The organism is Myxococcus dinghuensis, from assembly GCF_024198235.1.
Lineage (GTDB): Bacteria > Myxococcota > Myxococcia > Myxococcales > Myxococcaceae > Myxococcus > Myxococcus dinghuensis.
Genome location: NZ_JAKCFB010000045.1, coordinates 43,734 through 64,549, shown reverse-complemented (window position 1 = coordinate 64,549; position 20,816 = coordinate 43,734). Strand labels below are relative to the sequence as shown.

The window sequence follows — 20,816 nt, the reverse complement described above, 5'->3', positions numbered from 1 at the left end:
GTGGACGTCACACCCCGTTCTTCAAGGGCTACCGTCCGCAGTTCTACTTCCGCACGACGGACGTGACGGGCACGGTGAAGCTGCCGGAGAACGTCGAGATGGTGATGCCGGGCGACAACATCGCGATTGAGGTGGAGCTGATCACCCCGGTGGCGATGGAGAAGGAGCTGCGCTTCGCGGTTCGCGAGGGCGGCCGCACGGTGGGCGCCGGCGTCGTGGCCGAGGTCATCGAGTAATCCGCCTGGCCGGCCCTCGGGCCGGCCGGCATCCATTTCCAGATGACGGGGGGAGGGTACCTTCTGGTAGCCTTCCCCTTCCGTGTCTGATGAGGTAGGCCATGGGCAAGGGTAATCGGTCCATCATTTCGCTCGAGTGCACGGTGTGCAAGGAGCGGAACTACACGACCACGAAGAACAAGAAGAAGAGCCAGGACAAGCTCGAGCTGAGCAAGTTCTGCTCGCGGTGCCGCAAGCACACGGACCACAAGGAAGGTAAGGTCTAGGTCGGTAGTTCCTGAGAAGTCTTTAGGCCAGTAGCTCCAACGGTAGAGCAGCGGTCTCCAAATCCGCGTGTTGGGGGTTCGAATCCCTCCTGGCCTGCCAAGTCTCAGTGGGAGCGGGGCCCCCGGTACCTGGAGGTACCGGGGGTTCCTGTGTTTCCCGCGTCGATAGTCTTCCGCATTCGTAGTACCTCGTGAGGCACCATGGCGACGGCATCAGAGGCCAGCCAGCAGGCTAACCGCTCGGCGATGGATCCGAAGCGGCTCGTGGTCATCTTCTACCTCCTCGCCGGCATCATCCTGGCGCTCTTCCTGGAGCGCGTCGTGGGGATGCTCTGGGCGAGCTTCGGGTGGCCGGATTCCATCCTCATCGAGGGCTTGGACTGGAAGGTGTCCACCCTGGTCGGCTACGTGCTGGCCGTCGCGCTCGCGCTGGTGGGCTACTTCCACCCCAAGACGCACGCGCTCTCCATGGAGGTCGCGAGCGAGCTGATGAAGGTCACCTGGCCAACCTGGGGCGAGACCCGGGCGTCGACGGTGGCCGTGGTCGTCGCCTCGCTGGTCGCCGCGGTGCTGCTCTTCTGCATCGACTCCGTCGCCTACAACCTGATGGTGGAGTGGCTGCCGGCCCTGTGGGGGAAGCTGTAATGGCGATGAAATGGTACGTGGTCCACACCTACTCGAACTTCGAGAACCAGGCGAAGAAGAGCCTGGAGGAGAAGGTGCGCCTCGAGGGGCTCCAGGACCAGTTCGGTGAGATCCTCATCCCCATGGAGCAGGTCGTGGAGATGGTGAAGGGGGAGAAGAAGACCTCCCGCCGCAAGTTCTTCCCGGGCTACATCTTCGTCCAGATGGAGCTGAACGACCGGACGCTCCACCTGGTGAAGAACACGCCGAAGATCACCGGTTTCCCCGGCACGGCGCAGAACCAGAACCCGCTGCCCATCTCCGACCAGGAAGTGGCGCGCCTGACGTCCCAGATCTCCGAGGGCACGCTCAAGCCGAAGCCGAAGGTGCAGTTCGACGAGGGCGACACGGTGCGCGTCATCGACGGGCCCTTCGCCAACTTCAACGGCACGGTGGAGGAGGTCAACGCGGAGAAGGGTCGCGTGAAGGTGCTGGTCAGCATCTTCGGTCGCGCCACCCCCGTTGAGCTCGACTTCATGCAGGTGGAGAAGACCACCGGCTAGTTCTTCGCGAGCGGCTCGGATAGAGCGCGCTCGCATCAGTCTCCGCGTCCCTCCTGGGGGCGCGGTCCCATGGGTGGGAGGGCCTCCCCGTCTGGAGGCCCGGTAGGACCACCCCCTCGAAAGGCAGTCGTCAGCCGATGAAGAAGGTCACAGGACAGGTCAAGCTGCAGATTCCCGCCGGCAAGGCGAATCCCGCTCCGCCGATCGGCCCCGCGCTCGGTCAGCAGGGCGTGAACATCATGGAGTTCTGCAAGCAGTTCAACGCGAAGACGCAGGCGGAGGCCAAGGAAGGCCTGATCATCCCGGTGATCATCACCGTGTATCAGGACCGCTCCTTCACCTTCATCCTGAAGACGCCTCCGGCGGCCATCCTCATCAAGAAGGCGGCGGGCCTGCACACCGAGAAGAAGAAGGGCTCGGGCGCGAAGAAGCCTGGCAAGGAGAAGGTGGGGCAGATCACCCAGAAGCAGCTCGAGGAGATCGCCAAGAAGAAGATCCAGGACACCACCGCCGCGTCGCTCGAGGCCTGCATGAACACCATTGCTGGCACCGCGCGCTCCATGGGCATCGACGTCGTCGGTTAGTCCGCCCCACTCACGGACGAGGAATTCTGTCATGGCTCAGAATGGGAAGAAGTTCCGCGCGGCCGCCGCCCTGGTTGACCGCGAGAAGCGTTACAGCATCACCGAGGGCTTCGCGCTGCTGAAGAAGACCGTGGAGGCGCGCGCCTCCAAGTACGACCAGACGGTGGACGTCTCCATCAACCTGGGCGTGGACCCCAAGCACGCGGACCAGATGGTTCGTGGCGCCGTCGTCCTCCCCAACGGCACGGGCGCCACGGTTCGCGTGGCGGTGTTCGCCAAGGGCGAGCGCGCGACCGAGGCCGGCAACGCCGGCGCGGACATCGTCGGCGCAGAGGACCTCCAGAAGCGCATCGAGGAGGGCTTCCTCGACTTCGACACCGTCATCGCCACCCCGGACATGATGGGTATCGTCGGTCGCCTCGGTAAGGTGCTCGGTCCCCGTGGCCTCATGCCGAACCCGAAGGTCGGCACGGTGACCATGGACGTGGCCAAGGCCATCCGCGAGGCGAAGGGCGGTAAGGTCGACTTCCGCGCGGAGAAGGCCGGCATCGTCCACGCGAAGATGGGCAAGGCCTCCTTCTCGGCGGACAAGCTCGAGGGCAACTTCAACGCGCTGGTGGACCTGGTGATGAAGCTCAAGCCGGCCACCGCCAAGGGCGTCTATCTGAAGGGCATCGCCATCTCCACGACGATGGGCCCTGGCATCAAGATCGACACCCAGGAAATCCTGAACCGCCACCGCTAGGCGGTTTTTCACGACGGGCAACGTTCCTGCTCCCACCCGGGGTGTCAGGGCGTTGCCCGTCTGACGTCTCAGGTTCGAAAGTTCTGGATCTTTGCCGAAGCCGGGGGTATAGGCCCCCGGCTTTTGCAATTGGGACGCCACGTCGTGAGACGGGGTGTTCCGACCTGGTTCATGACAGCAGGGACCCGGGTCAGAGGAGAAGTATCCCCGTTGGCAACCGGGCAACCGGTCGGGGGACGGCTCGCTCTGCCGGGTTCAAACGGTCGAAAGGCCAGCCCTGCCGAGACTGGAGGTGCGGTGTGGTTCCTCTCGGAGGTTCCTCTCGCTCTGCCACTTTGGCCCAGGCATCACGCCCGCTGGAAGGCGGGCCAGTAAGGAGGTGAGTCAAAGTGCTGAAGAGCGAGAAGGAAGAGATGATCAAGGAGCTCCACGAGAAGTTCTCGCGGACCAAGTCGGCCATCGTCGCCGAGTTCTCCAAGGTGGACGTGGAGACGGTGACGAAGCTGCGCAAGAAGTTCCGCGAGGGCGGCGTCGAGTACAAGGTCATCAAGAACACGCTGGCGCGTCGTGCTGCGCAGGGCACGGACGTCGCGGTCATCGCTGATGACTTCACGGGTCCCGTGGCGCTGTGCATCAGCTACGGCGATGTGGTGGCGCCCGCCAAGATCCTGACCGAGTTCGCGAAGGACCTCGAGGACAAGATCAAGATCCGCACCGCCGTGGTCGACGGCCGCAAGGTCGACGTCAACGGCGTGAAGCAGCTGGCGAAGCTGCCGGGTCTCAACGAGCTCCGCGCGCAGCTGCTCGGGATGCTCAACCAGCCGGCCAGCAAGCTGGTTCGGACCATCGCGGCTCCCGGTTCCCAGCTCGCGCGGGTCGTCCAGGCCCACGCGGACAAGGCGCAGGGGTAGTTTTCCTCATCTGTCCGAGAAGTTTTGCTACACCAACCTCTTCGGCCGTACCTCCCCACTGGGGAAGTAGGCCGTTAGTCAATACCAGAAGGACACAGTTCCATGGCTGACCTGAATGCGATCGTTGAGCAGCTCTCCGGCCTGACCATCATCGAGGCCGCGAACCTCGTGAAGGCGCTGGAGGAGAAGTGGGGCGTCTCCGCCGCCGCCGTCGCCGTTGCCGCGGGTCCCGCGGCTGCCGGCCCTGCGGCGCCTGTCGAGGAGAAGACGGAGTTCACGGTGGTGCTGTCGAACGCCGGCGCCAACAAGATCAACGTCATCAAGGAGATCCGCGCGATCACCGGCCTGGGCCTGAAGGAGGCCAAGGACCTGGTCGAGGGCGCGCCCAAGACGGTCAAGGAGGGCGTCAACAAGGACGACGCCAAGAAGATCAAGGACCAGCTGGTCGCCGCTGGCGCCACCGTCGACATCAAGTAGTTTCCACAGGGGCTGCTTGTTTTCCGGGAATTCCCAGGCAGCCTCCTGACCGGATGAGCAGGCCGGCGCTCCCAGCGAGGGGGCTGCCGGCTTTGCCCATTTGACAGTTGCAAATTTCCCGGCGCCGCCGCGCGTTATTGATGTTTGCCCCGCCCGAGCAGCCGTCCCCGGAGCCAGAATGCCGACGCAGATCCAGAACAATTTCCGCGTGCGGAAGACCTTCGCCAAGATCGCGAAGATCATCGACATTCCCAATCTCATCAACATCCAGAAGCAGTCCTACGAGAAGTTCCTCCAGGCCGATATCGCCCCGGAGAAGCGCGAGGACATCGGTCTTCAGGGTGTCTTCAACTCGGTATTCCCGATTCGCGACTTCAACGAGACGTCCTCGCTGGAGTTCGTCAGCTATCACCTGGAGAAGCCGAAGTACGACGTCGACGAGTGCCACCAGCGCGGCATGACCTACTCCGCCCCCATCAAGGTGGTGGTACGTCTGGTGGTGTGGGACAAGGACGAGGAGACTGGCGCCCAGTCGATCCGTGACGTGAAGGAGCAGGAGGTCTACTTCGGGGAAATCCCGCTGATGACCCAGAACGGCACCTTCATCATCAACGGGACCGAGCGCGTGGTCGTCAGCCAGCTGCACCGCAGCCCTGGCGCGTTCTTCGACCACGACAAGGGCAAGAGCCACTCGTCCGGCAAGCTGCTGTACAACGCCCGCATCATCCCCTACCGCGGTTCGTGGATCGACTTCGAGTTCGACCACAAGGACCTGCTGTACGTGCGCATCGACCGCCGCCGCAAGCTGCCGGCCACGGTGCTCATCCGCGCCCTGGGCGCCGTCAGCGACACCGCGAAGAAGAACCCGCTGGAGTTCAAGGGCTCCACCGAGGAGATCCTCAACTACTACTACGCCACGGAGACCATCTACCTCCAGAGCGCGACGGACTTCGAGAAGAGCGTCGAGCTGGAGCTGCTCCCGGGCCAGCGCGCCACCCGCGACATCAAGACGAAGACGGGTGAGCTGATCGTCAAGAAGAACCGCAAGTTCACCCGCGCCGCCATCAAGAAGCTCGAGGCGGCGAAGATGAAGACGCTCCCCATCGACGCGGACGAGCTCTTCACCAAGGTGTCCGCCTACGACGTGGTCGACGAGACCACGGGCGAGGTCATCCTCGAGTGCAACGAGGAGGTCTCCCAGGAGAAGGTCGACGAGCTCCTGAAGCGCGGCATCAAGGAGTTCAAGGTCCTCTTCATCGACAACCTCAACGTGGGTCCCTACCTGCGTGAGACGCTCATGCTGGACAAGCTCGAGACGCCCGAGCAGTCCATCATGGAGATCTACCGCCGCCTGCGCCCTGGCGATCCGCCGACGCCGGAGACGGCGATCAACCTGTTCACCAACCTGTTCTTCAACCCGGAGCGCTACGACCTCTCCAAGGTCGGTCGCCTCAAGCTGAACTTCAAGTTCGGCCTCGAGGAGCCGCTCGACGGGCAGATCCTCACCAAGCGGGACATCCTCGAGGTGATCCGCTACCTGATCGATCTGAAGAACGGCAAGGGGACCATCGACGACATCGACCACCTGGGCAACCGCCGCGTCCGCGCGGTGGGCGAGCTGCTGGAGAACCAGTACCGCATCGGCCTGGTTCGCATGGAGCGAGCGATCAAGGAGCGCATGAGCCTCCAGGAGATCGAGACGCTCATGCCGCACGACCTGATCAACGCCAAGCCCGTCACCGCGGTGATCAAGGAGTTCTTCGGGTCCAGCCAGCTGTCTCAGTTCATGGACCAGACGAACCCCTTGTCGGAGGTCACGCACAAGCGTCGTCTGTCCGCCCTCGGGCCCGGCGGCCTCACCCGCGAGCGCGCGGGCTTCGAGGTGCGCGACGTGCACCCGACGCACTACGGCCGCATCTGCCCCATCGAGACGCCGGAAGGTCCGAACATCGGCCTCATCGCGTCGCTGTCGACCTACGCTCGCGTCAACGAGTTCGGCTTCGTCGAGACGCCGTACCGCAAGGTCGACGCCGGCGTGGTGACGACGGACGTGGCCTTCTACTCCGCGCTCGAGGAGGAGAAGCACACCATCGCCCAGGCGAACGCGGAGACGGACAAGAAGGGCAAGTTCATCAACGCCCTCGTCTCCAGCCGCCGCGGCGGTGAGTTCGTCCAGGCGCGCGCCGAGGACGTGGACCTGATGGACGTGTCCCCGAACCAGCTCGTGTCGGTGGCCGCGTCGCTGATCCCCTTCCTGGAGAACGACGACGCGAACCGCGCGCTCATGGGCTCCAACATGCAGCGCCAGGCGGTGCCGCTCCTGCGCACCAGCGCGCCGCTGGTGGGCACGGGCATCGAGGCCATCGTCGCGCGCGATTCGGGCGTGACGTGCGTGGCGCGCCGCGACGGCACGGTGGAGAGCGTGGACGCCGGCCGCATCGTGGTGAAGGCGGACGTGCCGGCCTCGCTGAGCGACGTGTCGAGCGAGGTCGACATCTACAACCTGCTCAAGTACCAGCGCTCCAACCAGAACACCTGCCTCAACCAGAAGCCCATCATCAGCAAGGGCGACAAGGTGCGGAAGGGTGACGTCATCGCCGACGGTCCCGCGACCGAGACCGGCGAGCTGGCGCTGGGCCAGAACGTGGTCGTCGCGTTCATGCCGTGGCAGGGCTACAACTTCGAGGACTCCATCCTCATCAGCGAGCGCATCCTCAAGGACGACGTGTTCACGTCGATCCACATCGAGGAGTTCGAGTGCATCGCGCGCGACACCAAGCTGGGCAAGGAGGAGATCACCCGCGACATCCCGAACGTGGGTGAGGAGGCCCTCAAGGACCTCGACGAGAGCGGCATCATCCGCATCGGCGCCGAGGTGAAGCCCGGCGACGTGCTGGTGGGCAAGATCACCCCGAAGGGCGAGACGCAGCTGTCTCCGGAAGAGAAGCTGCTGCGCGCCATCTTCGGCGAGAAGGCCGGCGACGTGCGCGACAGCTCCCTGCGCGTCCCGCCGGGCGTGGTGGGCACCGTCATCAACGCCAAGGTCTTCAGCCGCAAGGGCGTGGAGAAGGACGAGCGCGCCAAGCAGATCGAGTCGATGGAGGAGGCGAAGCTCCTCAAGGACCAGAACGACGAGATCAAGGTCCTCCAGGACAGCGCCATCGGCCGCATCCGCGTGCTGGTGCGTGGCAAGGAGGTCCAGGGCAAGCTCGTGGACGACAAGGGGAAGATCCTCCTGAAGAAGGGGGACATCCTCGACGACGCGCTGCTGGCCACGGTGCCCTACAAGTACTGGGGCGAGATCTCCGTGGGCGACCCGCTCGACTCGCGCGTGCGCGACATCCTGCGCAACCTGGAGGAGACGAAGGAGGCCGTGAAGCTGGCCTTCGGCGAGAAGATCGCCCGCATCAAGAAGGGCGACGAGCTGCCTCCGGGCGTCATCAAGATGGTGAAGGTGTACGTCGCCATCAAGCGCAAGCTGGCCGTGGGCGACAAGATGGCCGGCCGCCACGGAAACAAGGGCGTCGTGTCCCGCATCCTCCCCGAGGAGGACATGCCGTACCTGGAGGACGGCCGTCCGGTGGACATCGTCCTCAACCCGCTCGGCGTTCCCAGCCGCATGAACATCGGGCAGATCCTCGAGACGCACCTGGGCTGGGCCGCCAAGGGCACCGGCGAGGCGCTGCAGCGCTACGTGGAGGACAACTGGGGCGCGGACGCCATCCGTGAGCGCCTCAAGGCCATCTACGGCGAGGACAAGGCGTTCCACGACTTCCTCGACAAGCTGGACGAGGAGGAGATCCGTCAGCTGTGCCGCCGCTCGAAGAAGGGCATCCACGTGGCGACGCCGGTGTTCGACGGCGCCCAGGAGACGGAGATCCACTCCCTGCTGGACGAGGGCAAGCTGCCCCGCACGGGCCAGATGGTGCTGTTCGACGGCCGCACGGGTGAGCCGTTCGACCAGAACGTCACCGTGGGCGTCATGTACATGCTGAAGCTGCACCACCTGGTGGACGAGAAGATCCACGCCCGCTCCATCGGGCCCTACTCGCTCGTCACGCAGCAGCCGCTGGGCGGCAAGGCCCAGTTCGGCGGTCAGCGTCTGGGAGAGATGGAAGTCTGGGCGATGGAGGCCTACGGCGCGGCGTACACGCTGCAGGAGTTCCTCACCGTCAAGTCGGACGACGTGGTGGGCCGCACGCGCATGTACGAGGCCATCGTCAAGGGCGACAACGTCCTGGAGAGCGGCCTGCCCGAGTCGTTCAACGTGCTCCTCAAGGAGCTCCAGTCGCTCGCCCTCGACGTCGAGCTGCTGGAGAGCGCGCCGCCCGAGCGTCAGCGCAGCTTCGGCGGGGACTTCCTCGGTGGTGGTGACGGCGAGGACCGGAAGACCGGGACCGAGGCCTGAGAAGAGAGCCGGTGCGCCCGCCTGACCGGCCGCCCGCCACCCTCTGAGAGGGTGGCCGCGGCCGGGTCCGGGGCGGGGGCCCGAATCATCTGGCGTTCCCCACGGGGGACGCCTCACGAGATTTCGGAGGCAACGTGAAGGACATTTTCAACTTCTTCGAGAAGCCGAAGGACCCGTTGTCGTTCAACGCCATCCGCATCGCGCTGGCGTCGCCCGACAAGATCCGTCAGTGGTCGCACGGCGAGGTGAAGAAGCCCGAGACGATCAACTACCGCACCTTCAAGCCGGAGCGTGACGGCCTGTTCTGCGCGCGCATCTTCGGTCCGGTGAAGGACTACGAGTGCAACTGCGGCAAGTACAAGCGCATGAAGCACCGCGGCGTGGTGTGCGAGAAGTGTGGCGTGGAGGTCATCCAGTCGAAGGTCCGCCGCGAGCGCCTGGGTCACATCACCCTGGCCACGCCGGTGGCCCACATCTGGTTCCTCAAGTCGCTGCCGAGCCGCATCGGCAACCTGCTGGACATCACGCTCAAGGAGCTGGAGAAGGTCCTCTACTGCGAGAGCTACATCGTCCTCGACCCCAAGTCGACGCCGCTGCAGGCCGGTGAGCTCATCAGCGAGGAGAAGATGCACCGGCTCTACCAGGAGCACGGTGAGGACTCCTTCACCACGGGCATGGGCGGCGAAGCCGTCCGCGAGATGCTCAAGTCCCTGGACGTGGAGAAGCTGTCCGAGGCCCTGCGCAAGGACATGCGCGAGACGACCAGCGAGGCGAAGCGGAAGAAGTACGCCAAGCGCCTGAAGGTCGCGGAGGCGTTCCGCGTCTCCGGCAACAAGCCCGAGTGGATGATGCTGGACGTGATTCCGGTCATCCCGCCGGACCTGCGCCCGCTCGTTCCCCTCGACGGTGGCCGCTTCGCGACCTCCGACCTGAACGACCTGTACCGCCGCGTCATCAACCGCAACAACCGTCTGAAGCGCCTGCAGGAGCTCAACGCTCCGGACATCATCATCCGCAACGAGAAGCGGATGCTGCAGGAGGCCGTGGACGCGCTGTTCGACAACGGCCGCCGCGGCAAGACGATCACGGGCCCCAACAAGCGCCCGCTCAAGTCGCTGTCCGACATGCTCAAGGGCAAGCAGGGCCGGTTCCGCCAGAACCTGCTCGGCAAGCGCGTGGACTACTCGGGCCGCTCCGTCATCGTCGTCGGCCCCGAGCTGCGTCTGCACCAGTGCGGCCTGCCGAAGATCATGGCGCTCGAGCTGTTCAAGCCGTTCATCTACAACAAGCTCGAAGAGAAGGGTTACGTCACCACCATCAAGTCGGCGAAGAAGATGGTGGAGAAGGAGCGTCCGGAGGTCTGGGACATCCTCGAGGACGTCATCCGCGAGCACCCGGTGCTCCTCAACCGCGCGCCCACGCTGCACCGCCTGGGCATGCAGGCCTTCGAGCCCGTGCTGATCGAGGGCAAGGCCATCCAGCTGCACCCGCTCGTCTGCGCCGCCTTCAACGCGGACTTCGACGGCGACCAGATGGCCGTGCACGTGCCGCTCTCCATCGAAGCCCAGATGGAGGCCCGCGTGCTGATGATGTCGACCAACAACATCCTCAGCCCCGCGAACGGCAAGCCCATCATTGTCCCGACGCAGGACATGGTGCTCGGCATCTACTACATGACGCGCGCCCGTGAACTCGCCAACGGCGAGGGCCGCGTGTTCAGCTCGCCCGACGAGGTCCGCGCCGCGTACGACCACGGCGAGGTCCACCTGCAGGCGAAGGTGGTCTGCCGCATCGACGGCAAGCGCAAGGAGACCACGGTCGGCCGCGTCCTGCTGTGGGAGGTGGTCCCGCGCCGCGTGGGCTTCGACGCCATCAACAAGGTGCTGGACAAGAAGTCGCTCGGCGGCCTCATCGACCTCTGCTACCGCCTCACCGGCGAGAAGGAGACGGTGCTGCTGGCGGACCGCATCCGCAGCCTGGGCTACTTCAACGCCACCCGCGCCGGTATCTCCATCGCGCTCAAGGACATGATCATCCCTGCGAAGAAGCAGGAGTTCCTGGACTACGCGCGCAAGGAGGTCTCGGAGATCGAGAACCAGTACCTCGAGGGTCTCATCACCGACGGCGAGCGCTACAACAAGGTCATCGACATCTGGGCGGAGGTCACCGAGAAGGTCGCCCAGGAGATGATGCAGCAGATCTCCCAGGAGGAGACGAGCGGGGACAAGGACGGCAAGCGCGAGTCGCGCAAGCAGCCGTCGTTCAACCCGATCTACATCATGGCCGACTCGGGCGCGCGTGGTAGCGCCCAGCAGATCCGTCAGCTGGCGGGTATGCGCGGCCTGATGGCCAAGCCCTCGGGTGAAATCATCGAGACGCCCATCACCGCGAACTTCCGCGAGGGTCTCTCGGTTCTGCAGTACTTCATCTCCACGCACGGCGCCCGCAAGGGTCTGGCGGACACGGCGCTCAAGACGGCCAACTCCGGTTACCTCACCCGCCGTCTCGTCGACGTGGCGCAGGACGCCATCATCAACGAGTACGACTGCGGCACCATGGACGGTCTGTTCATCGGCGCCCTGGTCGAGGGTGGTGAGATCATCGAGCCGCTCGGCGAGCGCATCCTGGGCCGCGTGGCCCTGGACGACATCCTCGACCCCGTCACGGGCGAGGTGCTGGTGCGCGCCAACGAGGAGATCGACGAGGACCGCGTCCGCCGCATCGAGAACAGCGGCCTGGACAAGGTGAAGATCCGCTCGGTGCTCACGTGCCAGGCCAAGCGCGGCATCTGCGTGGAGTGCTACGGCCGTGACCTGGCGCGTGGCCGCAAGGTGTCCGTGGGCGAGGCTGTCGGCGTCATCGCGGCGCAGTCCATCGGTGAGCCGGGTACGCAGCTGACGATGCGCACGTTCCACATCGGTGGCGCGGCGACGCGGCGCGCGGAGCAGTCCAGCCTGGAGAACCGCTACGCAGGTAGCGTGAAGTTCGCGGGCCTCATCACGGTGCAGAAGACGGACGGCACGCTCGTGGCGATGAACCGCAACGGCGAGCTGGTCGTGGTGGATGACTCGGGGCGCGAGCGTGAGCGCTACCAGATCATCTACGGCGCCCGCATCCTGGTGAAGGAAGGCGAGCGCATCGAGGCCGGCAAGCTGGTGGCCGAGTGGGATCCGTTCGCGATCCCGCTGCTCACCGAGGTCGGCGGCGTCGTGCGGTACGAGGACATCATCGAAGGCGTGACGATGTCCGAGACGCTCGACGAGGTCACCGGTCTGTCCCGCAAGACGGTCATCGAGTCCAAGGACCCGGAGGCCCGTCCGCGCGTGTCCATCCGCGACGCGCAGGGCAACACCAAGGACCTGCCCTCGTCCCGCAACCCGGCGAGCTACTTCCTGCCGCAGGGCTCCATCATCACCGTCAACGACGGCGATGAGATCCACCCGGGCGAGGTCATCGCCAAGGTGCCGCGCGAGACGACCAAGACGAAGGACATCACGGGCGGTCTGCCCCGCGTGGCCGAGCTGTTCGAGGCGCGCAAGCCGAAGGATGCCGCGGCCATCGCGGAGATCGACGGCGTGGTGTCGTTCGGCAAGGACACCAAGGGCAAGCGCAAGCTCATCATCACCCCCGAGGTGAATGGCGAGCAGCGCACGGACCTGGCCAAGGAGTACCTCATCTCCAAGGGCAAGAACATCAGCGTCCACTCCGGCGACCGCGTGAAGGCCGGCGAGGCGATGATGGACGGCGCGGCCAACCCGCACGACATCCTCAAGGTGCTCGGCGAGAAGGAGCTGGCGCGCTACCTGGTGGACGAGGTGCAGGAGGTCTACCGCCTCCAGGGCGTGAAGATTAACGACAAGCACATCGAGACCATCGTCCGGCAGATGCTGCGCCGGGTGCGCGTCACGGATGTGGGCGACACCAACTTCCTCGTCGACGAGCAGGTCGAGAAGTGGGTGTTCGAGGAGGAGAACGAGAAGGTCATGGCCGAGGGCAAGCGCCCGGCCGTGGGTGAGCCGCTGCTGCTCGGCATCACCAAGGCCTCGCTCTCCACCGAGTCCTTCATCTCCGCGTCCTCCTTCCAGGAGACCACGAAGGTGCTCACCGAGGCCGCCATCAACGGCAAGGTGGACTACCTGCGCGGCCTCAAGGAGAACGTCATCATGGGCCGGCTCATCCCCGCCGGTACGGGCCTGCCGAACTACAAGCACCTCGACATCGAGGTGGAGAGCCCCACCGACGAGGTCAACGAGATGGAGGCCGCCCTGGCCGCCACCCACGGCGACGCGCCGCTGTCCTCGCCGCCGCCCCGTCCCGAGGGCACCCAGACGACGGGCGCCGCCTAGTCGCCTCCTGGCCGCCTGACCGGCGTGCCACCTGGAAGTCCGCCGCCGTCCCGGCCTCTCGCCGGGGCGGCGGTCGTGTTTTCAGCCCCTGTCATCCCAGCAATCCTGGCTGGTCGCCTTGACGCTGATGGCGCGCTGCGTTAATTTTTGGGCGTCGAGGTTTTGACTCAGTGAGCAGTCAGCCGGCACTGCCGGGCGAAAAGGGGAGGAAGAAGACATGGCCACGACGAAGCACGAGACGACGACGAAGCAGGACGCCACCGCGGCGAGCGCCGAGGCGGTGAAGAGCGGTCTGGCGAACGTGGAAGGTTTCCTGAAGGCCCAGCTCGCCCAGGCGCAAAAGCGCATCGAGGAGCTGGAGGGCGAGGCCGGCAAGGTCGTGAAGGCCCTGGACGCCCGCCGTCTGGAGGCCGCGAAGGAGGCCCAGGCGCTGTGGACGAAGCTGCAGGCCGGCGAGCTCCTGGCGGACCCGCGCGTGAAGGAGCTGGGCACGAAGGTGAACGCCGCCAGCACCGAGCTGCGCAAGCGCCTGGACGGGCTGCAGACCAAGGTCGTCGAGGCCGTGGGCGTCGCCAGCCAGTCGCAGTTGCAGGAGCTGAACAAGGAGCTGACGAAGCTGTCGCGCAAGGTGGACGCGCTGCTCAAGCCCATCCGCCGCAACGGCGCCGCGAAGTCCGGCTCCGCCTCCGCGCCCCGCGCCTGAAGCGCCGCGTGGTTGACGGAAGGTGTCCCCTGTCTGGCTCCGGGCGTGAAGTGGGAGACGGGCAGGGGGCTCGTTGTCGTTTCCTTCACCCCAGGGGTGTGATTACGTGGCAGGTCCGTCGAAGGTTCCGGGCCTGCCTGCCTGGTCCCCCCCTCTTGGAGAGACGCAGTGGACAACAAGGCCGAGGCCCCCCGAGAGAAGAACCCCGTCGCTGAAACGTTCGAGCGTATCTGGAGCCAGGCGCTCCTGGCGGTGAACACGGCCGAGGAGGAAGCCTCCCGCGCCGTGCAGCGGGTGGCGGCGGTGGCGGGATGGAGCCAGGACGAGGTGAAGCGCCAGGCCCAGGCGTTCTCTGATCGGCTCGCAGGCCACCGCAAGGACCTGGAGCACAACGTGGAGGACCGTGTGCGCACCGCCCTGTCCCGTCTGAAGCTGCCCCGCCGCGAGGAGTTGCAGGCGTTCGGCTCGCGCCTGGACCGCCTGTCCGAGCGCATCCAGGCCCTGGAGCAACGCAAGTGACTCCTCCCGCCCCCACGGGCGGGAGGTCACTGGGTACACGCTTCTTCGACGCACTCCACGCCTTCAGCTCTGGTTGTTCCCGACTCCCGCTCCTGGCGGGGGTGGCGCTCGTCGTGTCCGCGCGGCTGGTGCCCATCCTCGCCGAGCGCCCCGTCCAGCCCGTCGTCCCGGGGCAGATGACGGCGGAGAGCCCGTCGCCGGAGGCGTCCCTCATCGACACCGTGCTGTCGCGCCGGGCGCCGGACCTGGGCCTGACGCTGCGCCGGCAGTTGGGCATGGCCATCGCGGAGGAGGCCCGCAGCGCGGGGTACGATCCGCTGCTGGTGCTGGCCCTCATCGACGTGGAGTCCGACTTCGCGGAGGAGGCCATCTCCGACAAGGGCGCCCGGGGCCTGATGCAGATCAAGCCCAGCACGCTCCACTTCCTGGCGGAGAAGGAGGGCCTGCGGCTGTCGCGCGAGGAGGTGACGGCGGACACGGCCCTGTGCGTGCGGCTGGGCATCCGCTACCTGCGCTCGCTGCAGGACCGCTTCGGTGGGGACCTGGAGCTGGCGCTGATGGCCTACAACGCCGGGCCCACCCGCATCCGCAACGCGATGAAGCAGGGCGAGCTGGAGCGCTTCCGGCGCTACCCGCGCGCCGTGCGCCGCGACTTCCGCCGCTTCCGCGAGGGCCATGGCCTGGGCGGCGACTGGGCCTGGGCCCAGCGCGAGGGCGCCGAGCCCGTCCCCGCGCCGTGACGCGCGGTTGAATCCCCGGCCTCCTCGGCCGCTCCAACCCGGTGCATGTGCGCCTTGTCCCGTTCCCCAGGGTGCGCTAAGCGTTGCAAGTGCCCGGGACTGTTGGAGATTCCAAGGAGTGACCCCATGAATCGCCGGTGTTCGCGCGCGGCCGTCGCCGCCGCCCTGATGGCCCTGTCCCCCCTGACCTCCCTGGCCGGGTCCGTCTACCTCAATGGTGTGCTGATCGACGGTGTGACGAACCAGAAGTTCGAGAAGGCCACCGTCCGCATCGACGAGTCGGGCAACGTCCACATCGAGGCCCCCGGCTACGCGGCCCGGGTGAGCACGACGACCGCGCCACCACCCCCGACGCCGACCGCCAACGTGGCCCCGCCCCCGACGACCGCGCCGGCGGCCAAGCCCGCGTCTCCGCCCGCTCCCGCCACGCAGGAGGGGGGAGGGGTGGCGACTGCTCCCGCCACGCCCCCGCCGCCCGCCGCGAAGCCGGCGGCCGGGCACGTCACCCAGCGCTACTTCCTGGTGACGGAGCAGTCGGTGCCGGGCATGACGGGCTACGACATCGACGTGTACGTCAACTCCAAGTGGCTGCGACGACTGCGCGGCAACGAGGATCAGGTCATCGCCGACATCACGAACCACCTGAAGCCGGGCGACAACGTGGTGACGATGATGGCGAAGAAGACCACGGCCGGTGGGGCGCGCAGCGATTCGCCCAAGCATGTGTTCCGGGTCATCATCGGCGAGGGCAACGAGGGCGGTGGGAACGTGATGATCGACAACCCCCTCGTGCGCTTCCAGACGTCCGCGGCGGAGACGCAGGACGTCACACAGGAGTTCACCCTCTCCACGCGCTGAGGCGGGCCGAGGGCAACGGGGAACGGAGAGACACGTCGTGTTCAACCTGGACGAGCGCTATCGAGGCCTTCCCGCGACGCGGGAGCAGATCCTCGCGCTGCACACCTCGCTCAACACGCCGCACGTGGCCATCCCCGGCAAGCAGGCCGGGCCCGCGCAGGCCTTCGTGGTGGGCCTGCGGGGCGCGCAGGGCGCGGCGGTGTTCGTGTACCTCTACCTGGCGGAGGCCGAGGACTGCGCGGTGTACCTGTCCGGCCGCCGGAACATGACGGGCGACGAGTACCGGGACGACGAGGGCGACGCGCTCGGCTTCGTGGAGTCGCTCGGCTTCATGATGGACGACGCCAACTGGCGCACCCAGCCGCCCGAGCAGCAGGACGAGCTGCTCAAGACGCTGCCGGTCTTCTTCAAGGACCCCAAGCAGGTGCCCGCGGTGAAGGCGCGCGCGGAAGAGAAGAAGAACGTCACCACCACCCTGGGCCGCTTCCTGGCGGCCTTCTGAGCCCGCATCCACCCCTGTCGTCGAGATTGGTTCCCATGGTCCGCCCCGTCCTCGCGTCCTGCGCCGCCACGCTCCTGCTGGCGCTCGCCAGCTGTGCCCACACCCCCTCCGAGAAGGAGCGGCGCAGCGCGGAAATCCATTACGACCTGGCGCTCGTCGCCCAGCAGCAGGGGCAGATCCAGGAGGCGCTGCGCGAGCTCCAGGTGTCGCTGGAGAACGACCCGGACTATCCGGAGGCCAACAACGCGATCGGCATCCTGCTGCACCTGGCCTTCTCTCGGCCGGCGGAGGCCATCAAGCACTACGAGCGCGCGCTGAAGGTGCGCCCGACGTTCTCCGAGGCCCGGACCAACCTGGCCAACGTCCACCTGGACCAGGGGCGCTACGACGAGGCCATCAAGCTCTACGAGCAGTCCCTCAACGACATGCTCTATCCGACCCCCTTCATCGCCCAGGGCAACATGGGGTGGGCGCTGTACAAGAAGGGCCAGACGGACCGGGCGGTGGAGAGCCTCAAGGCGTCGGTGACGACCAACCCCTCCTTCTGCCTGGGCTACCGCAGCCTGGGCATCATCTACGACGAGACGGGGCGCTCCGAGGACGCGTGCCGCCAGTTCACCCGGTTCCGGGAGAACTGCTCCGACGTGGCCGAGGCGTACCTGCGCGAGGGTGTGTGCCGGGCGAAGCTGGGCGAGGCGGAGGTGGCCAAGCAGGCGTTCGCGGCGTGTGAGGCGAAGGCGAAGCCCGCCGAGCAACAGCTCAAGGACGACTGCCGGAGGCTGCTCGAAAAGCTCTAGTCTGCTATCTGGGGCCCCGTGGACCACGTCGACTTCGGCAAGTACCTCAGTCAGCAGCGGGAGCTCCGAGGGCTCTCGCGCGACGACGTCGCGCGGGAGACGAAGATTCCCCCCACGCTCATCGCGGCGTTGGAGGCCGGGCAGGTGGAGCGGCTTCCCTCGCGCATCTTCGTGGTGAACTACATCAAGGCCTACGCGCAGGTCATCGGCTTGTCCCCCGAGGAGGCGGTGCTGCGCTACGAGGAGGTGGACCGCGCGGTGCCAGCGCCGTCGCCGGCGCAGCTCGAGCAGGAGCGCCGCAAGCGGGCGTACGTGGGCCTGACGCTGCTCCTGGCGGCCGTGGCGCTGGGCGTCTACGTCTTCCTGATGCTCAGCGGGAAGCTTCCCGCCAGCCCCTTGCGTTGAACCCCGCCCATGGAGCGTTACGACGACGACGCGCTCGTGCTGTCCACGGTGGACTATGGCGAGTCCGACCGGCTCGTCACGCTGCTGACGCGTGAGCACGGCAAGCTGACGGCCTTTGCCGCCGGCGCGCGCAAGAGCAAGCGCCGCTTCGCGGGCGCGCTGGAGCCCTTCATGCGGCTGCGCGCGCAGTTGGTGGAGACGCGCGGCTCGACCGTACGCCTGGACTCGGTGGACATCGTCGCCGGCTACTACGCGGCCCGTGAGGACCTGTCCCTCATCGCCCGCGCGCTGTACGCCGTGGAGCTGTCGCGCGAGCTGACGCGGGACCACGAGCCGCACCCGGAGCTCTTCGTCCTGTTGGAGCGCTACCTGGCCCGGCTGGACGCGAAGGAGGCGGGGCCCACGTCGCTGCTGGCCTTCGAGCTGTCCGCGCTGGCGCACGCGGGCCTCATGCCGCGCTTCGACTCCTGTTCTCTCTGCGGGCGGGAGCCCGGTCCCCATCCCCGGTTCGACCAGGCCCATGGTGGCACCGTGTGCGAGCCGTGCAGCGGCCGCGCTCGCGAGGCGGTGGCGGTGCCCGCGGCCCTGTTGTCCGGGCTGCGCGCGCTCCAGGAAGGGGAGCGCACGCCGCTGCCCGCCGACCTGCGCGCCCGGGCCCGGGGGCTGCTGAACGTCTTCATCGCGCATCACCTCGGGCGGCGCCTCAAGAGCGTGGACTTCATGGCCCAGGTGGGGCTGGACTGACGTTCCCGTCGCCCTTCGTACGAGTGGGCGCGGACAGCGGGGAGGAGAAGCCATGAGCGAGTCGGGTGTGCCGCCGCTGGACGTGGTGTGTTTCGGCGAGACGCTGGTGGACTTCCTTCCCTCCGCGCCGGGCAGGCGCGTGCGCGAGGTGGAGGCGTGGCGCCCGTGCCCAGGGGGTTCTCCGGCGAACGTGGCCGTGGGGCTCGCGCGCCTGGGGCTTCGCTCCGCGATGCTCGGCGTGGTGGGCGCGGACGAGTTCGGACACTTCCTGCGAGACCGGCTGGCCTCGGAGGGCGTGGACGTCAGCCATCTGCGGCAGACGGCGGAGGCCCGCACGGGGCTGGTGTTCATCTCCCTCGACGCGAAGGGGGAGCGCAGCTTCACCTTCTTCCGCACGCGCTCGGCGGAGTTCCTCCTGGGCGAGGCGGACGTGGACCCGGCCTTCCTGCGCGGCGCGCGGGCGGTGCACTGCGGTTCCAACTCCCTCCAGAAGGACGCGGCGCGGGAGGCCACGGTGAGGATGCTCGGCGTGGCGCGGGAGGCGGGGCTCCTCGTGAGCTGCGACCCGAACCTGCGGCTGCACGCGTGGGAGGACACGACCGAGCTGAAGGCCCTGCTCGCGCGCATGCTGCCCCTGTGCACCGTGGTGAAGCTCTCCGAGGACGAGATCGGCTTCGTCACCGGCACCGAGTCCCCCGAAGAGGCGCTCGAGCGGCTCGCCCGCTGGGGCGTGGCGCTGCCCGTCGTGACGCTGGGCGCGCAGGGCGCGTTGGTGCTGTGGAAGGGTGAGCGGCTGCACGTGCCCGCGCCGCGGGTCGAGGTGGTGGACACCACGGGCGCGGGGGATGGCTTCGTCGCGGGGCTGCTGCACGGATTGGTCGGTTGGTACGGCGGAGCCCGTGCGCTGCAGGCCGCGACGCGCGAGGAGCTTCAGACGCTCCTCACGTTCGCCTGTGAAGTGGGGTCGCGCGTCGTGGGCAAGCTGGGCGCGGTGGAGGGGTTGCCTCGTGCGGAGGAACTCATCCAGGTGATGCCCGTGCGCCCCGCCTCACGCTAGGGCCCGGCGCCTCACGGAGGGGTGATGCGCGTGAGGAACGTGTCCGACGGGGAGAAGCCGCTCACGGGGCCCGAGCCGAAGTCGAGCGTCCCCGACAGGCGCCCCCACAGCACCGCGTCCCAACGGCCCGCGGGGACGACGCGAAGGCCGGACTGGTTGCCGCTGTTGCCGAAGCCGCGGCTCCAGCGGGCCTGTCCCTCGCGATCGAGCTTCGCGACGTAGATGTCCTCGCCCCCCTGGCTCGTCAGTCTCCCGGAGCCGAAGTCGATGGCACTGCTGAACGAGCCCGTCACCAGGGCGTTGCCCTCGACGTCCACGGCGAGGTCATAGGCCCAGTCGAAGCCGGCACCGCCGAAGCTGCGGCTCCAGCGGTGTCGGCCGTCGGCGTCGAGCGACACGACGAAGGCGTCCCCGTCCGGGCTGAAGAGCGTCGTGCCGCCGAAGTTCACCGAGCCGATGAAGGCCCCGGCGCCCACGATGTTCCCGTCGTCGTCCGTGGCGATGCGCCAGAGCGTCTGCGCGTTCGCCGCGCCGAAGCCCCTGGCCCACAGCGGCTTGCCGTGCGCGTCCAGTCGCATCACGAAGGTGTTGAAGCCCGGCGTGGAGATCATCGGCACGCCCCGGTACGTCAGTTGGTTCAGGAACGCGGCGGCCACCACGACGTTGTCCTCGGCGTCCACGGAGATGGAGCCCAGGGTGCTCACGCCTCCCGCGTCGTAGAGGGTGCTCCAGACGGTGGCCCCGTCCGCGCCGGAGAGCCGGGCGACGAACTGGCTCGCCGTGCCGTTGGCGGGGATGGGACCGTCACCGAAGTCGATGGTGCCCGCGAAGTAGCCGCCGACGAGCACGTCGTCGTTCGGCCCGACGACGATGCTGCCCGTCTGCTGTTGCCCGCCGTCGCTGAAGCAGCGACTCCACAAGTGCCCGCCGGAGGTGTCGAGCTTCGCCACGAACGTGCGCGGGACGCCCGGCTCGCCGCGGCAGGGCAGGGGCCCTCCGCCGAAGTCCACCTCGCCCCAGTAATCGCCGGTGATGACGAGGTTCCCCCCCGAGTCGAGCGCGAGTCCCGTGCCCTGCTGGTAGTTGGCGTCACCGATGCGCCGCCGCCAGAGCAACTGTCCGTTCGGATCGAAGCGCGCCACGACCAGGTCGTAGCCCTGGGTCCCCAGGATGGCCGTGTGCCCGTCGGCCTGCACCGCCACGTCCCCCACGCCCTCCATGCCCTCGACCTTCGTCGTCCAGGTCCGGGGCGCGGCAGTGGGAACCAGGGACTCGTCAGCGCCTGCGTGCCCAGCGGCCGCCGAAGCCCCCCCTCCCGCGAGGAGCAACCC

At 67.3% G+C, this 20,816-nt stretch carries 20 protein-coding genes and 1 tRNA gene; 20 read left to right on the top strand and 1 reads right to left on the bottom strand.

Features of this window, described 5'->3' with window-relative positions; translation table 11 throughout:
- From LZ198_RS36280 to LZ198_RS36185, 20 genes are all read left to right on the top strand, one after another.
- Positions 1–236, top strand: a 236-nt coding sequence (locus LZ198_RS36280; RefSeq protein WP_456094077.1) for an EF-Tu C-terminal domain-related protein, incomplete at its 5' end; no start/stop codon positions are given.
- A 101-nt stretch (positions 237–337) separates the two neighbouring features.
- On the top strand, positions 338–502 hold the full coding sequence (gene rpmG, locus LZ198_RS36275; RefSeq protein ID WP_234069988.1) for a 50S ribosomal protein L33: 165 nt from the start codon (positions 338–340) through the stop codon (positions 500–502).
- A 24-nt stretch (positions 503–526) separates the two neighbouring features.
- Positions 527–602 (top strand) — tRNA-Trp (locus LZ198_RS36270).
- A 101-nt stretch (positions 603–703) separates the two neighbouring features.
- Positions 704–1,147, top strand: coding sequence for a preprotein translocase subunit SecE (secE, locus tag LZ198_RS36265; RefSeq protein ID WP_253976717.1), 444 nt, complete (start codon positions 704–706; stop codon positions 1,145–1,147).
- Positions 1,147–1,689: a transcription termination/antitermination protein NusG gene (gene nusG, locus LZ198_RS36260; protein WP_163997353.1), complete on the top strand. Its 543-nt coding sequence runs from the start codon at positions 1,147–1,149 to the stop codon at positions 1,687–1,689. The genes secE and nusG overlap by 1 nt, the downstream gene beginning before the upstream one ends.
- Positions 1,690–1,826: 137 nt before the next feature.
- Positions 1,827–2,273 (top strand): 50S ribosomal protein L11, encoded by a 447-nt coding sequence (rplK, locus tag LZ198_RS36255; protein WP_253976716.1) that lies wholly within the window; start codon positions 1,827–1,829, stop codon positions 2,271–2,273.
- A 31-nt stretch (positions 2,274–2,304) separates the two neighbouring features.
- Positions 2,305–3,018, top strand: a complete 714-nt coding sequence (gene rplA, locus LZ198_RS36250; RefSeq protein WP_253976715.1) for a 50S ribosomal protein L1 — start codon at positions 2,305–2,307, stop codon at positions 3,016–3,018.
- 389 nt (positions 3,019–3,407) lie between these two features.
- Positions 3,408–3,929 carry a 50S ribosomal protein L10 gene (gene rplJ / locus LZ198_RS36245; RefSeq protein ID WP_253976714.1) on the top strand — a complete coding sequence of 174 codons (522 nt, stop codon included), beginning with the start codon at positions 3,408–3,410 and terminating at the stop codon, positions 3,927–3,929.
- 102 nt (positions 3,930–4,031) lie between these two features.
- A complete protein-coding gene (gene rplL, locus LZ198_RS36240; protein ID WP_253976713.1) occupies positions 4,032–4,406 on the top strand; it encodes a 50S ribosomal protein L7/L12 in 375 nt (124 codons plus the stop codon).
- A gap of 178 nt (positions 4,407–4,584) precedes the next feature.
- The gene (rpoB, locus tag LZ198_RS36235) at positions 4,585–8,814 is read left to right on the top strand and encodes a DNA-directed RNA polymerase subunit beta (protein WP_253976712.1); all 4,230 of its coding nucleotides are present in this window, start codon (positions 4,585–4,587) and stop codon (positions 8,812–8,814) included.
- A gap of 134 nt (positions 8,815–8,948) precedes the next feature.
- The gene (gene rpoC / locus LZ198_RS36230) at positions 8,949–13,160 is read left to right on the top strand and encodes a DNA-directed RNA polymerase subunit beta' (RefSeq protein ID WP_253976711.1); all 4,212 of its coding nucleotides are present in this window, start codon (positions 8,949–8,951) and stop codon (positions 13,158–13,160) included.
- Positions 13,161–13,377: 217 nt separating this feature from the next.
- Positions 13,378–13,863, top strand: coding sequence for a hypothetical protein (locus tag LZ198_RS36225; RefSeq protein WP_253976710.1), 486 nt, complete (start codon positions 13,378–13,380; stop codon positions 13,861–13,863).
- Positions 13,864–14,031: 168 nt separating this feature from the next.
- Positions 14,032–14,382, top strand: a complete 351-nt coding sequence (locus LZ198_RS36220) for a phasin family protein (RefSeq protein WP_253976709.1) — start codon at positions 14,032–14,034, stop codon at positions 14,380–14,382.
- The gene (locus tag LZ198_RS36215) at positions 14,379–15,122 is read left to right on the top strand and encodes a lytic transglycosylase domain-containing protein (RefSeq protein ID WP_253976708.1); all 744 of its coding nucleotides are present in this window, start codon (positions 14,379–14,381) and stop codon (positions 15,120–15,122) included. The genes LZ198_RS36220 and LZ198_RS36215 overlap by 4 nt, the downstream gene beginning before the upstream one ends.
- A gap of 126 nt (positions 15,123–15,248) precedes the next feature.
- Positions 15,249–15,980: a hypothetical protein gene (locus LZ198_RS36210; protein ID WP_253976707.1), complete on the top strand. Its 732-nt coding sequence runs from the start codon at positions 15,249–15,251 to the stop codon at positions 15,978–15,980.
- A gap of 37 nt (positions 15,981–16,017) precedes the next feature.
- On the top strand, positions 16,018–16,482 hold the full coding sequence (locus tag LZ198_RS36205; protein WP_253976706.1) for a social motility and stimulation tgl protein: 465 nt from the start codon (positions 16,018–16,020) through the stop codon (positions 16,480–16,482).
- 35 nt (positions 16,483–16,517) lie between these two features.
- Positions 16,518–17,279 (top strand): social motility TPR repeat lipoprotein Tgl, encoded by a 762-nt coding sequence (gene tgl / locus LZ198_RS36200; RefSeq protein WP_253976705.1) that lies wholly within the window; start codon positions 16,518–16,520, stop codon positions 17,277–17,279.
- Between the two features lie 18 nt (positions 17,280–17,297).
- Positions 17,298–17,684, top strand: a complete 387-nt coding sequence (locus LZ198_RS36195; protein ID WP_253976704.1) for a helix-turn-helix domain-containing protein — start codon at positions 17,298–17,300, stop codon at positions 17,682–17,684.
- A 9-nt stretch (positions 17,685–17,693) separates the two neighbouring features.
- Positions 17,694–18,428 carry a DNA repair protein RecO gene (recO, locus tag LZ198_RS36190; RefSeq protein WP_253976703.1) on the top strand — a complete coding sequence of 245 codons (735 nt, stop codon included), beginning with the start codon at positions 17,694–17,696 and terminating at the stop codon, positions 18,426–18,428.
- Positions 18,429–18,480: 52 nt separating this feature from the next.
- Positions 18,481–19,485 (top strand): carbohydrate kinase family protein, encoded by a 1,005-nt coding sequence (locus LZ198_RS36185; protein ID WP_253976702.1) that lies wholly within the window; start codon positions 18,481–18,483, stop codon positions 19,483–19,485.
- Between the two features lie 11 nt (positions 19,486–19,496).
- Here LZ198_RS36185 and LZ198_RS36180 read toward each other — a convergent pair whose 3' ends face one another.
- Positions 19,497–20,705, bottom strand: a complete 1,209-nt coding sequence (locus tag LZ198_RS36180; RefSeq protein WP_253976701.1) for a hypothetical protein — start codon at positions 20,703–20,705, stop codon at positions 19,497–19,499.
- Between the last annotated feature and the right edge of the window lie 111 nt (positions 20,706–20,816).

What these genes read in the sequence shown, in the direction of transcription:
- rpoB (WP_253976712.1), top strand. Translation starts at nt 4,585, where the DNA reads ATGCCGACGCAGATCCAGAACAATTTCCGCGTGCGGAAGACCTTCGCC.
- secE (WP_253976717.1), top strand. Translation starts at nt 704, where the DNA reads ATGGCGACGGCATCAGAGGCCAGCCAGCAGGCTAACCGCTCGGCGATG.
- rplK (WP_253976716.1), top strand. Translation starts at nt 1,827, where the DNA reads ATGAAGAAGGTCACAGGACAGGTCAAGCTGCAGATTCCCGCCGGCAAG.
- tgl (WP_253976705.1), top strand. Translation starts at nt 16,518, where the DNA reads ATGGTCCGCCCCGTCCTCGCGTCCTGCGCCGCCACGCTCCTGCTGGCG.
- LZ198_RS36225 (WP_253976710.1), top strand. Translation starts at nt 13,378, where the DNA reads ATGGCCACGACGAAGCACGAGACGACGACGAAGCAGGACGCCACCGCG.
- rpmG (WP_234069988.1), top strand. Translation starts at nt 338, where the DNA reads ATGGGCAAGGGTAATCGGTCCATCATTTCGCTCGAGTGCACGGTGTGC.
- rplA (WP_253976715.1), top strand. Translation starts at nt 2,305, where the DNA reads ATGGCTCAGAATGGGAAGAAGTTCCGCGCGGCCGCCGCCCTGGTTGAC.
- LZ198_RS36210 (WP_253976707.1), top strand. Translation starts at nt 15,249, where the DNA reads ATGAATCGCCGGTGTTCGCGCGCGGCCGTCGCCGCCGCCCTGATGGCC.
- LZ198_RS36185 (WP_253976702.1), top strand. Translation starts at nt 18,481, where the DNA reads ATGAGCGAGTCGGGTGTGCCGCCGCTGGACGTGGTGTGTTTCGGCGAG.
- LZ198_RS36180 (WP_253976701.1), bottom strand. Translation starts at nt 20,705, where the DNA reads ATGGAGGGCGTGGGGGACGTGGCGGTGCAGGCCGACGGGCACACGGCC.
- nusG (WP_163997353.1), top strand. Translation starts at nt 1,147, where the DNA reads ATGGCGATGAAATGGTACGTGGTCCACACCTACTCGAACTTCGAGAAC.
- rplL (WP_253976713.1), top strand. Translation starts at nt 4,032, where the DNA reads ATGGCTGACCTGAATGCGATCGTTGAGCAGCTCTCCGGCCTGACCATC.
- recO (WP_253976703.1), top strand. Translation starts at nt 17,694, where the DNA reads ATGGAGCGTTACGACGACGACGCGCTCGTGCTGTCCACGGTGGACTAT.